General features: G+C 67.6%; 9 protein-coding genes. 3 read left to right on the plus strand and 6 right to left on the minus strand.

All coding sequences use genetic code 11. The annotated features are described in order from the left end of the window. Window positions 1-82: 82 nt before the first annotated feature. Entirely contained in the window at window positions 83-3,145 is a 3,063-nt protein-coding gene (locus tag RCF13_RS18050) for an EAL domain-containing protein (protein WP_134968929.1), read from the minus strand. Window positions 3,146-3,321: 176 nt separating this feature from the next. Here RCF13_RS18050 and RCF13_RS18055 point away from each other — a divergent pair, with 176 nt between their 5' ends. Next, the gene (locus RCF13_RS18055) at window positions 3,322-5,433 is read left to right on the plus strand and encodes a M13 family metallopeptidase (protein ID WP_061478624.1); all 2,112 of its coding nucleotides are present in this window, start codon (window positions 3,322-3,324) and stop codon (window positions 5,431-5,433) included. Between the two features lie 108 nt (window positions 5,434-5,541). On the opposite strand, the gene RCF13_RS18060 is transcribed toward RCF13_RS18055, so the two are convergent. Continuing rightward, the gene (locus RCF13_RS18060) at window positions 5,542-6,471 is read right to left on the minus strand and encodes an oxygenase MpaB family protein (protein WP_308141431.1); all 930 of its coding nucleotides are present in this window, start codon (window positions 6,469-6,471) and stop codon (window positions 5,542-5,544) included. 309 nt (window positions 6,472-6,780) lie between these two features. Here RCF13_RS18060 and RCF13_RS18065 point away from each other — a divergent pair, with 309 nt between their 5' ends. Beyond that, window positions 6,781-7,395: a hypothetical protein gene (locus tag RCF13_RS18065; protein WP_005415104.1), complete on the plus strand. Its 615-nt coding sequence runs from the start codon at window positions 6,781-6,783 to the stop codon at window positions 7,393-7,395. A gap of 39 nt (window positions 7,396-7,434) precedes the next feature. On the opposite strand, the gene RCF13_RS18070 is transcribed toward RCF13_RS18065, so the two are convergent. The 4 genes from RCF13_RS18070 to RCF13_RS18085 all read right to left on the minus strand — a co-directional run bounded on the left by RCF13_RS18070 (window position 7,435) and on the right by RCF13_RS18085 (window position 11,647). Beyond that, a complete protein-coding gene (locus tag RCF13_RS18070) occupies window positions 7,435-7,779 on the minus strand; it encodes a hypothetical protein (protein WP_134968928.1) in 345 nt (114 codons plus the stop codon). 34 nt (window positions 7,780-7,813) lie between these two features. Next, window positions 7,814-8,584 (minus strand): LytTR family DNA-binding domain-containing protein, encoded by a 771-nt coding sequence (locus RCF13_RS18075; RefSeq protein ID WP_134968927.1) that lies wholly within the window; start codon window positions 8,582-8,584, stop codon window positions 7,814-7,816. Further along, entirely contained in the window at window positions 8,574-9,833 is a 1,260-nt protein-coding gene (locus RCF13_RS18080; protein ID WP_061478621.1) for a histidine kinase, read from the minus strand. Before RCF13_RS18080 ends, RCF13_RS18075 begins: the two co-directional genes overlap by 11 nt. Window positions 9,834-9,997: 164 nt before the next feature. Beyond that, the gene (locus RCF13_RS18085) at window positions 9,998-11,647 is read right to left on the minus strand and encodes a M28 family metallopeptidase (RefSeq protein WP_061478620.1); all 1,650 of its coding nucleotides are present in this window, start codon (window positions 11,645-11,647) and stop codon (window positions 9,998-10,000) included. 229 nt (window positions 11,648-11,876) lie between these two features. On the opposite strand from RCF13_RS18085, the gene RCF13_RS18090 reads away from it, so the two are divergent. Further along, window positions 11,877-12,002: transposase (locus RCF13_RS18090; RefSeq protein WP_308141432.1), on the plus strand; the 126-nt coding region annotated here is incomplete at its 3' end.

Below are 12,002 nucleotides of genomic sequence, written 5' to 3' on the forward strand. Positions count from 1 at the left end.
CGCTTGTCGGCCAGCGACCGGCACTACCGTCATGCTTCAGTCGGGTAGTGCCGGCCGCTGGCCGGCAAATACGAAGCCCCGATCAGGCAGGGACTTCATCCAGCGCGTCGATGATCCGCTCCAGCGGCGCCGGCCGCCCCAGCAGGTAGCCCTGCACCTGGTCACAGCCGTGCGCGGCCAGCCAGTCCAGCTGCCCCGGCGTTTCAACGCCCTCGGCGATGATGGTCAGGCCCATGCTGTGCCCCAGCGACAACAGCGCGCGGCAGATCGAGGCGTTACGCGGATTGGTTTCCACGTCGGCGACGAAACTGCGATCGATCTTCAGGATGTCCAGCGGCAGGTGCTGCAGGTAGGACATGCTGGAATAGCCGGTGCCGAAATCGTCCAGCGACACGCGGATGCCCTGCTCGTGCAGGCGTTGCATGGTCTGCATCGCCTGCGCCGGCTTGCGCATCAGGCTGCTCTCGGTCAGCTCCACGTGCAGTGCGCCGCGGGCCAGTCCGAACTCCTGCTGGACGCGGGTGAATTCGGCCACCAGGTCGCTGTTGAAGAACTGCACTGCCGACACGTTGACCGCGATCGGCAGCTCGCCCCAACCGGCCTCGACCAACCGGCGCTGTGCCTTCGCCGCAGCGCGGATCACCCAGCGGCCCAGCGCCAGGATCAACCCGGTGTCCTCGCACAGCTGGATGAACTCGTTGGGCGGGATGAAGCTGCCATCGGCCTGCGGCCAGCGCAGCAGGGCCTCCAGCGCGGCCGGGCTGCCATCGCTGGCGTGCCGGATCGGCTGGAAGTACAGCTGGAACTCGTTGTCGATGGCGGCGTGGATGCGCCCGGCCAGGCGCAGGCGGTCGGCCAGCCGCGTGGTCACTGCCGCATCGAACCAGACCACCACGTTGCCCTCGGCACGCGCCGCGTGCGCGGCCTGTGCGGCCATGCCGATCACCTGCTCGGCGCTGTGGCCGTCGCCGGCAGTGTGCACGGCCACACCGATGCGCGGTTCGAACTGGTGCAGTGAATCCTTGCCACGCATCGGCGCTGAGACGATCTGCAGCAGGTCATCCAGCACGCGCTGGGTATCGTGCTCGGCCCCGATCGCGAACACGAAGTCTTCCGCCGGCTGGAATGCCAGCGTGCCGCAACGCGCCCCCAGTCCACCGAGCCGGGTCGCCATCGACTGCAGCACCGCATCGCCGATCTCGCGGCCCAGCGTATCGGCCACAAGCTGCAGGCCACGCAACTGCACGAAGGCGATGGTGTAGCCCTGCTGCTGCTCGTCCAGCTGTTCGGTCAGGGCGCGCAAGTTGAGCAGGCCAGTGGCCGGGTTGTGCCGTGCCCGATAGGCCAGGTCACGCTCGTAGGCCAGCCGTTCGCTGACATCCTCGGCCAGCACGAGGCACGCCGGCTGTCCATCGAAATCGAGTTTGGACAGGTGTGCGCGCACCTCGAACACACTACCGTCCTTGCGCCGGTGCAGGCGCACGGTCGCGTCCGGAGGATCGCCCACCTGTGCGCGCTGGATGGCACCACGCACTTCGTCCCAGCCTTCGCGCGGGCGGATGTCGAGGATGCTCATCGCCAGGAACTCGTCGCGGCTGTAGCCGTACTGGCGCACCGCAGCGTCGTTGACCTCGATGAAGCGCAGCGTATCCGGGTCGAACACCCAGAACGGTGCAGGATTGCGGTCGAACAGCAGCCGGAAGCGCCGTTCCACTTCGCTCACCTGCTCGCGCGCCTGGTAACGCTCGCTCAGGTCGGTCAGCGCGCCGATCATGCGCCGCTCGCTGTCGGCCACTTCCACCCGCTGCCCACGCGCGCCCACCCAGCGCACCTCGCCCCCGGGCAATACCAGGCGGAACACCTGGTCGAGCACGGCGCCGCCGGCGAATGCCTGGTCAAAGGCATGCTGCAGGCGCGCGGCATCGTCGCGGTGCACGCGTGCGAAGAAATCGGCCACCGGCAGCGCATCGGTCTGCACGCCAAAGATCTCGCGCGCCAGCGGCGACCAGCGCAGCAATGCGGCGTCCTCATCCACGTACCAGGTACAGACACGACCGACCTGGTGCGCAAGACGCAGCTCGGCGTGGCCTGTTTTCAGCTCCTCGGCCATCGCCTGCTGGCTGCGGGTGCTGCGCCGCACGGCGTACAGCAGCACCAGCAACACCGCGATGTAAGCCAGTACGATCGCCACCGATGCCTGCAGGTACGGCCACCACGGCGCCAGTACGTCTTCGTCGGCCAGGCCGACCTGCACCGCCAGCGGGCTGTGTTCCAGCGTGCTGATGGTCATGATGCGCGGTACGCCGTCGACCACACCCGGCACGCTGCCCAGCTCGACCACCGCCTGCGTGCCGAGCAGGTCACGGCGCGGCAGGCCGTAGCGGCGGCCCACCGTGCCGTGCGGATCAGGCACGCGGGCCAGCATGTAACCCTCGGCATCGCTGATCGAGACCAGTCCGTTGGGGCCGACATCGAGGCCGCCGACGATGCGTTGCAGTTCGCCACAGCGCAGCCGTGCCAGCAACCAGCGTTCGCCGGCCATCGGCAGCGCCAACGGCACCACCCAACCGCCATCGCTGGCCCGCTGCGGCGGGCCGATGTACAGGGCGCTGCCCTGGCCACGACGCTGCGGGTCGGTCCACAGCGGCAGCTGCAGGTCGCCCTCGCCGGCCGTCAACGGTCGGCCATGGCGGTCGAGCACGGCGATGCTGTGCAGTTCGGCATGCCGGCCCAGCACCCCGCCGATGGAGGCATCCATCAAGGCCGGCGCCTGCGCCGGCACGCTGCGGAACAGCTCGGCGGCGTCGGCCGCGATGCCGGACATGGCGCGCTCCAGGTTGCGCAGTTCCAGCGCCAGCAGGCGCTCGCTGCCCACCGCCAGCGCCCGGCTCTGCCGCTGTGCCGCTTCCAGGCGGCGGTGGTAGTCATTGACCAGCATAAGGGTCAGGCCGGTTACCAGCAGCACGCCCAGCAGCACTCCGCCCCAGGTAATGGCGCGCAGCGGGCGGGCCAACGCGCGTTTCAGCGCGGGCATCGGCGGGTGTTCCTTGTGCAGTCGGCTGGCTTCATGCGCGAACGAATCCTCCACGTCCCCGACCTCAACGGCCGGTGGACGCCATTCTTGACGCCTGACCCGCCCCCGCATGGCCACCTCCCCGTGTCCGCGCAGGGCTCCAGGGTCCAGCATGCACCACCCCGGTGACGGCGTGAAGATCGCGTCTGCGCGTTCAGCCAGATCCTGCACAGGACGGGCGGCGCAAGGACGCGGCCAGTGGCGCCGGAGCGGATTAGACTTGGGGTTTTCCGCTGCAAGAGAAGTCCATGTCCAAGCTGCGCCGTCCCACCCTGGCGCTGGCCATCGTTGCCAGCCTGTCCCTGGCCGCCTGTGACCGCCCGGCCGAACCGGCCGCCGGTGCCACCGCGCCGGCCGATGCCGCCCCCGCTGCGGCCAAGCCGATGCTGGGCAGTTTCGGCTTCGATGCCAGCGGCATGGACCGCAGCATCGCCGCCGGCGACGACTTCTTCGGCTTCGCCAATGGCACCTGGGTGAAGAACACCGAGATTCCGGCCGACCGCTCGCGCTTCGGCAGCTTCAACGTCATTGCCGAGAAGACCCTGGCCGATACCCGCGCCATCCTTGAAGGGGCGGCGGGCAACACCAAGGCCAGCGGTGACGACAAGCTGATCGGCGACTACTACGCTGCCTACATGGACGAAGCCGGCATCGAGCAGCGCGGCGTTGCACCCGTGGAGCCGCAGCTGAAGGCGATCGATGCGATCGCCGACAAGGCCGGGCTGGCCCGCGCCCTCGGCGGCGACCTGCGCGCCGACGTCGACCTGCTCAATGCCACCAACTTCTACACCGACCGCCTGTTCGGCCTGTGGGTGTCGGTGGACCTGCTGCAGCCGGACCGCACCGCGCCGTACCTGGTGCAGGGCGGGCTGGGCATGCCCGACCGCGATTTCTACCTGGGCGGCGGCCGCATGGCCGAGCTGCGCAAGCAGTACCAGGCCTACATCGCGCAGATGCTGCAGCTGGCCGGTGTGGCCGATCCGGCCGGCAAGGCACAACGCATCCTGGCGCTGGAGACGAAGATCGCGCAGGCGCACGCCACCCAGGAAGAAACCAATGATGTGACCAAGGGTGCCAATCCGTGGACCCAGGCCGACTTCAATGCCAAGGCGCCGGGCATGGACTGGAACGCCTTCCTCGACGCGGCCGCGCTGGGCAACCAGCAGGACTTCATCGTGTGGCAGCCCAAGGCCGTGGCCGGCCTGTCCAGGCTGGTCGCCACCGAGCCACTGGAGGTGTGGAAGGACTACCTGGCCTTCCACGCGCTGGACCGTGCCGCCGCCTACCTGCCGAAGAAGTTCGCCGATGCCCGCTTCGCCTTCCATGGCACCGCGCTGAGCGGCACGCCGCAGCAGAGCGACCGCTGGAAGCGCGCGGTGGACGACGCCAACCACGCAGTGGGCGAAGCGATCGGCAAGCGTTACGTCGAAAAGCACTTCGACGCGAAGACCAAGGAACGCGCGGACGAGATGGCAAAGAACATCATTGCCGCCTTCGCCAAGCGCATCGACGCGCTGTCGTGGATGTCGCCGCAGACCAAGGCGAGCGCCAAGGCGAAGGTGGCCGGCCTGACCGTGGGCATGGGCTATCCGGAAAAGTGGCGCGACTACACTGGCCTTGAGATCCGCCGTGATGACCCGCTGGGCAATGCGCAGCGCGCCGAGCTGTTCGAGTACCAGCGCAACATCGCCAAGCTGGGCAAGCCGGTCGACCACAGCGAGTGGGCGATGCTGCCGCAGACCATCAACGCGATGAACGTACCGCTGGAGAATCGCCTGGTGTTCCCGGCCGCGATCCTGCAGCCGCCGTTCTTCGACGGCGCCGCCGACGACGCGGTGAACTACGGTGCGATCGGCGCGGTGATCGGCCACGAGATCAGCCATGGCTTCGACAACGCCGGTGCGCTGTTCGATGAAACCGGCAAGCTGCACAACTGGTGGACCGCCGAGGACCTGAAGCAGTTCAACGCCGCCGGTGATGCGCTGGCCGCGCAGTTCAGCAGCTACGAGCCGTTCCCCGGCGTGCATGTGAACGGCAAGCTGACCCTGGGCGAGAACATCGCCGACGTGGCTGGCCTGGGCACCGCCTACGATGCCTACCAGCTGTCGCTGCAGGGCAAGCCGGGCCAGACCCTGGAAGGCTTTACCCCGGACCAGCGCTTCTTCCTCGGCTTCGCCCAGGCGTGGCGCAGCAAGAGCCGCGAGCAGGCGCTGCGCAACTCGCTGCTGACCGATGTGCATGCACCGGGCCAGTTCCGCGCACTGACCGTGCGCAACATCGACGCCTGGTACCCGGCGTTCGAAGTGAAGGAAGGCCAGAAGCTGTACCTGGCCCCGGACAAGCGGGTCAAGGTGTGGTGATGTAACCGGAACGGGCGCCGCAAGGCGCCCGTTTCACTTGCGGGTAGCTGCCAACCTTGGTTGGCGCTTCCGCGGCACCGCGAAAAGCGTGCCAACCAAGGTTGGCACCTACCAGGCAACCGCGGGCCACTCGCGCAGGATCTCCACCGACGCGCCCATGCGTGCACAGGCGCGGCTGGCCAGGCCGTCGGGCAGCGCACGGCGGAACAGCGGCGCCATGCCCTGCATCAGCTTCGCAGACGCCGCCGCCTGGGCGCGCTGACGGCCACTGCGTGCAAGCATGCCTTCGGCCCAGTCCGGCAGCAGCGCCGCGCCCGCACCGAGGAACACCTCGCGCGACAGCCCCGGCACCGGTACCGGCAGGCGCACGCCGGACAGCACCTCCAGCACCTCGCGCGAGCGGTCATCCACACGCAGCTCCGGCTGACGTGCACAGAAGTACGCCGCCACTTCCGCTTCGCTGCGCGGCACATCCACCGCGCCCAGTGCCTCGGCCACACAACGGTACTCGTCGTAATAGCGATCGGCGATGTGCGCCGGCACCTCGCGCCCGTAGCGTCGGAACCCCTGCAGGAAACCGAAGGCTTCGGTCACGTGCACCCAGGTCAGCAACTGCGGATCGTCGGCGGCGTAAGGCTCGCCCTGCGCGGTCTGGCCGCGGATCTGCGCATGGATGCGGCGCACCCTGGCCACCAGCGCCTCCACCTCGCCGCTGGGCGCATAGCTGGTGCCGGCAACGAAGGCCGTGGTGCGGCGCAGCCGACCCACCAGGTCCTGGCGGAAATTGGAGTGGTCATAGACCCCGGCCAGCGCGCGTGGGTGCAGGGTCTGCAGCATCAGCGCGCACAGGCCACCGGCGAGCATCGAGGGAAATTCGGCGTGCAGCCGCCAGGTGACGCTGTCCGGGCCGAACCAGCCCGGATCGCCCTGCGGATGGTCGTAGTCGATACCACTCTGGCCGCGCGGGAAGGCGTCCAGTACCCAGCGTCGGATCGGCGCCGTGACGGGGCGGGAGAGTCGCTGCAGCAAGGCCGGCATCACAGGTCCAGGAGAGGCGGAAGAACAGTCGCGTCTTGCGCGGTTGGCTCCGATTCTCGGCGATCACGCCTCCGGCGGCGAGCCTCCCCGCTCAGCGACGGTTTCATGTGCGGCCGCAGCACGTTTCACCCTGCGACATCCTGTCGCAGGCCGCGACTGCGATGCTGCATCGCACCAATTTTCACTCCCGCCGGTCAAACCCTTGCGCCGCTTGGCATTGCCCCCATTGCACGGCTCGCTGGAAGTGCTAGAACTGGATCCGCCACACCGTCCAATGCTGATCGACGCACGTTCCACAAGGAGCCAGCCATGATTGCCTTGTTCAAGGGTTTGGGAATTCTGCTTCGCGACAACGAGCTCTACAGCAGCCCGTTCGACAAACAGGTGGCGCACTGGCGCAACCTCAGCGAGCAGCAGATCCGCGATGAAGTGGCTGTGCTGGCCCAGGCCAAGTGCCAGTGGCTGATCGCCTCGATCGTCGGCTGGCAGGCGGCCTCGCTGCTGATCCTGGGCCTGATCGCCAACTACCTGTGGCGCGACGACTTCCATATCACCTTCACCCGCGTGGTGATCGTGTTCGGCTCGTGGGTGTCGATCCTGTTCGTGATCTGGTTCATGGCCAACATGTTCGATCAGCAGGCCGGCTTCGAGCGCTGGATGAAGGCGTTCAACAGCCGCGCCCGCATCAGTTCCAAGGCCGACAGCGTGGAGCACGTGGCCGAGGCGCTGGACCTGGCCGAGCACTACCCGGAAGTGCTGGACTACAAGCAGGCGGTCACCGCCAAGCGCGAACTGCGCCACGAGGACATCCGCATCATGACCGAGATCGGCCGGATGAAGCAGCACTCCGAACTGGTCGGCCGCCTCAACCATGTGGGCGAGACCGAGCACCATCACGACCTGACACTGCAACCTGCCTACTGAGCCTTCAGGGAAGCGGGGGGACCCACACTGCCACCGTGATCACTCACGGTGGCAGTGTTCCATCGGGTCCTGGCTGACGCACTGGCGGAAGCCGTCGGGTAGCCCACGCATGGCCTCGGTCTTGCCTGCTGCAACGGCGAACCGGCGCAGCGGCGGTGTGGTGCACGCGGCATCGGAGCTGCACGCTGGGTCCAGCACCAGGTAATGGCAGTGGCCACTGCTGCTGGCAATGCACTGGAAGCGCGCCTCGCCATCGACCACCGTACTCTTGCTGTACAGCGTGTCCACGCCGTTGGCATGGGTGCGGGTGATCGAGGTGTTGCGGGATTTTTCGCAGCCGGCCAGTGCCAGCACGGCCACGCACGCAATCAGCAGACGGGACATGTTCATTCCTCGGTGCAGGGGGATGCGGCTGCGGCTACATGCCGCGGAACAGGCTCATGAACGGCTGGCTGACCACCAGCGTCTCCGTCCGCCCGCGCAGGCGCAGCACGCCGCGCCCGGTATCGTCGCGGCTGACCGCCGCCACTGCCTTCATGTTGACGATGGTCGAACGATGGATCTGGCGGAAGTGCTGCGCATCAAGCACTTCCAGCAGCTCGCGCAATGGCGTGCGCAGCAGGCTTTCGCCGCTGGCGGTGACCACGGTGGTGTACTTGTTGTCCGCGCGGAAGTACGCCACGTCTTCCAGCATGATCAGCTGCGTCTCGCGGCCGTTGCTGGCGGTGATCCAGGCCAGTGGCGGGCGCTCGGCTGCGCCCTGCGATGGGCCCAACCGCTGCAGCAGGCGCTCCAGCACGGCATCGTCCTGGCGCGTCGATGGCAGCCGCGACAGGATGCGCTCGCGGGTGGCCAGCAGGCGCTCGTCGCTGACCGGCTTCAACAGGTAATCCATCGCGCCCTGCTCGAACGCATCGATGGCGTACTGGTCGTAGGCGGTGACGAACACTACCTGGGTGCGCGGGCTCAGCTCGGACAGCGAGCGTGCCACCTCGATGCCGCTGATGCCAGGCATGCGGATATCGAGAAAGGCGATGTCCGGCTGCTTCTCGGCCAGCTGCTCCAGCGCGCTGGCGCCGTCCTCGCACTCGGCCACCAGCTTCAGGTCCGGCCACAGCCGGCGAAGTTGCTCCACCAGCGACTGCCGCAGCAGTTCTTCGTCTTCAGCGATCAGTGCCTCAAGCGGCATGGCTGCGCTCCTTGTGCGACTGCGGCAGGGTCATGGTCGCTGCCACGCCGCTGGGGAAGTTGGCGACGATCGCCACGCCGGCCTGCTCACCACAGGTCAGGCGCAGACGCTCGCGCAGGTTCTTCAGGCCGATGCCGGTACCACTGGTGCCCTGGCCGAAGCCGAGCCCATCGTCGGCCACGGTCACCGTCACGTGGTCATCGAAGCCGCGCGCCAGGATCCAGATCGTGCCTCCGCCGGGCTTGGGTTCAAGGCCATGCTTGATCGCGTTTTCCACCAGCGTCTGCAGCGCCATCGCCGGCAGGTGCACGCCATGCAGTTCGTTGGGCACCTGCACTTCCACCGCCAGCCGTGCGCCCATGCGGATGCGCAGGATCTCCAGGTAGGCGCGGGTGCGTTCCAGCTCCACGCCCAGCGTGGACACCGATTCGTCCACCTGTGGCAACGAGCTGCGCAGGTACTGGATCAGGTGGCCGAGCATCTGTTCGGCACGCGCCGGATCGGTGCGGGTCAATACCTGCGCGTTGGCCAGCGTGTTGTAGAGGAAGTGCGGTTCCACCTGCGCATGCAGCAGGTTCAGCCGCGCCACCGACAGTTCCTTTTCCACCTGGGTCTGTTCGGCCGCAGCCTGTTCGTCGCGGCGCTGGTCGGCGACGCGGCGACTGATCGCACGGGTGACTGCTTCGGCGTTCTCGAAGTTGCTGCCCTCGTCCAGCGCCAGCAGGTCGGCCCACCAGCCGGCATCGGGTTCGAACAGCAGGGTAACGGTGCTGGTGCCCTGCCCCGGCGTGACCGTTGCCAGCACGCTGTTGCGCTTGATCGCCAGCCGCGCAGGCAGGTTCCAGCGCGATGGCTGGCGGCCATTCCAGAGATCGACCCGGCGCACATAGGCGCGCACCTGCAGGCTGCCGGCCGAGCTTTCCACGTCTTCCACGCGGGGTAGTTCGGAGATCGCCGCCTCCACCACCGAGAAGGCGTGGCCGGCGTCCATCGGCAGTTCGATCTGGCGGCGCTGGCGACCGGACAGGGTGGTGGCGTCCAGGCGACCGGCCACCAGCCAGACCCGGCGGATGTGGGTGATGGCACTGCCCAGCGCGGAAATGATCAGGAACATCGCCAGCAGGCCGAAAATCCAGCCCGGGCCATCGTTCATGCCACTGAAGATGCCGCTCCAGACCATGCCAGCGACGAACAGCGCCGCAGCCCAGGCCAGCAGGTGACGGAACAGAAGTGAGAGGCTGGCGAACACGGCGGCGCCTTGGAGGAAGGGGGTGAGCCGAGCATAGGGCGGCCGGCCGGGCAAGCAAGCGGCCTGCGACGAAGGGCCGGAAAGCGGGGATGGAAGCCTTCAATGCAACGCCGGGCATGGCCCGGCGCTACCAGGGCTGGCGGGGCAGCGCGCCCCGCATTCCCTTATTTGCGCTGGTCGGCGCTGGCGTCGCGTACGGCGCGGAACGACTCGTCCTTGCTCCAGTTCGGCCAGGCACGGGAGTTGGCCAGCTGGTTGCCCAGCGTGTACAGCACTTCCAGGTCGCGGGCGGCACCGGCGAACACCCAGTCCGGCTGCCATTCGTCGCCCTGCTGGTGGTAACGCTTGGCGGTGTAGTCCTCGGAGGCTTTCTTGCCTGCGGCGACGCCACCGTCCACCCAGTCCTGGCCGGCCGACCAGGACAGCGCCGGCACGCCACGCTTGGCGAACGGGAAGTGGTCGGAGCGGAAGAACAGGCCCGCTTCCGGCTTCGGGTCCGGCGTGTAGCGGATGTCCCAGCCCTTGGCCACGTCCTTCAGCTGGTCCAGCAGCTCGAAACGCGCGGCGCCGTAGATGCCGAAGTCACGCGACGGGCCGAACGGCGCCATGCCGTCCATGTTGATCACCGCCACGGTCTTTTCCAGCGGGTACAGCGGATGGGTGGCGTAGTACTCCGACCCCAGCAGGCCCTTTTCCTCGGCGGTGACCGCCAGGAACAGCAGCGAGCGCTGCGGGCGCTTTTCCTTGGCGAAGCCACGGGCAAGCTCGATCAGCGAGGCGGTACCGCTGGCGTTGTCCAGTGCGCCGTTGAAGATGCGGTCGCCGCGCGCGTCCGGCTCGCCCACGCCGATGTGGTCCCAGTGCGCGCTGTAGATGATCGTCTCGTCCGGGTGGCGGCTGCCTTCCAGGCGTGCGGCCACGTTGTGCGAGGTGATCACTTCGGTCTTCACCGCGTACTTGGCGTCCAGGCTGGCGCCGGTCAGCGGCACCGGGGTGAAGTCGCGCTGCTGCGCCTTCTTCTTCAGCGCCTCGAAGTCCTGCCCGGCCGAGCGGAACAGCTCCACCGCCAGGTCGCGCTGGATCCAGCCTTCCAGCAGCGGGTGGCTTTCGGCCGGGTTGTCGCGCACCACGTCGAACATGGTGTTGGTGTTGGAACCGGCCACGGTGGCCCAGCCATAGGAGGCCGGTGCGGTCTCGTGCACGATCAGCACGCCCAGTGCCCCCTGGCGCGCGCCTTCCTCGTACTTGTAGGTCCAGCGGCCGTAATAGGTCATGCCCTTGCCGTCGAAATCACCCTGGCCGGTCTCGAAGTCCGGATCGTTGATCAGTACGACGGCGATCTTGCCCTTCAGGTCCACGCCCTTGAAGTCGTCCCAGTTGCGCTCCGGCGCTTTCACGCCATAGCCGAGGAACACCAGCGGGGCCTTGCTGATGTCGACGTTGCTGGCGCCGTTCATGGCGGCGCGCACGGCAATCTGCTTGCCCTGCTCCAGCGCAACGGTCTTGCCGCCCTGGTGCAGCGCCAGCTGCGGTGTGCCGACGATATCGCCCTTGCGCAGCGGCACAGCCTGGGTCCACAGGCGCTTGCCGTCCTTCAGGTCGCCGCCCGGCTGCAGCCCGGCATCGGCGAACTGCTTGCTGAGATAGGCGATGGTCTTCTCTTCGCCGGCGGTGGCCGGCGAGCGGCCTTCGTAGGCGTCGGAGGCCAGTTCCTTGACGTCGGCGGAGATCCGCGCGCCATCGAATTTCGGGGTGGCCGCCATCAGTGCGCTCGACACCGACAGGGCCAGCACGCCCAGTACCACTCTTTTCATTGCTCTCTCCAGCAGGGAAATCCTTCTGGAGTGTAATGGGATTCGGCAGGGCTGCGCCCTGCGCCTGCCGATGCCAGGGCAACAGCAACAGCAACAGCAACAGCGACAGCGACAGCAGAAGCAGGCATTCGGTGGGATGGCGGGGTGGGTCCGGTTGCGGGGGACGCCGTAGACCCGTCCTTGAAGTGACCCCCGGGAGTTGGACATCAGATCCAACCCCGAGGGATACATGAACAGATACGACGCGCGTTTCAAACTGCAGGTCGCCAAAGAGGCCTGCAAGACCTCCACATCGGTCAAAGCCGTTGCTCGTCGCTACGGCCTGGAGTTCTCCACGGTCAGGCGCTGGGTGGCG

Source organism: Stenotrophomonas maltophilia group sp. RNC7 (genome assembly GCF_030910085.1).
Taxonomy (GTDB): domain Bacteria; phylum Pseudomonadota; class Gammaproteobacteria; order Xanthomonadales; family Xanthomonadaceae; genus Stenotrophomonas; species Stenotrophomonas sepilia.

Bases quoted from the DNA above. Each gene is read 5' to 3' on its own strand.
- RCF13_RS18065 (WP_005415104.1), top strand. From the start codon at position 6,781: ATGATTGCCTTGTTCAAGGGTTTGGGAATTCTGCTTCGCGACAACGAG.
- RCF13_RS18070 (WP_134968928.1), bottom strand. From the start codon at position 7,779: ATGTCCCGTCTGCTGATTGCGTGCGTGGCCGTGCTGGCACTGGCCGGC.
- RCF13_RS18060 (WP_308141431.1), bottom strand. From the start codon at position 6,471: ATGCCGGCCTTGCTGCAGCGACTCTCCCGCCCCGTCACGGCGCCGATC.
- RCF13_RS18055 (WP_061478624.1), top strand. From the start codon at position 3,322: ATGTCCAAGCTGCGCCGTCCCACCCTGGCGCTGGCCATCGTTGCCAGC.
- RCF13_RS18050 (WP_134968929.1), bottom strand. From the start codon at position 3,145: ATGCGGGGGCGGGTCAGGCGTCAAGAATGGCGTCCACCGGCCGTTGAG.
- RCF13_RS18085 (WP_061478620.1), bottom strand. From the start codon at position 11,647: ATGAAAAGAGTGGTACTGGGCGTGCTGGCCCTGTCGGTGTCGAGCGCA.
- RCF13_RS18075 (WP_134968927.1), bottom strand. From the start codon at position 8,584: ATGCCGCTTGAGGCACTGATCGCTGAAGACGAAGAACTGCTGCGGCAG.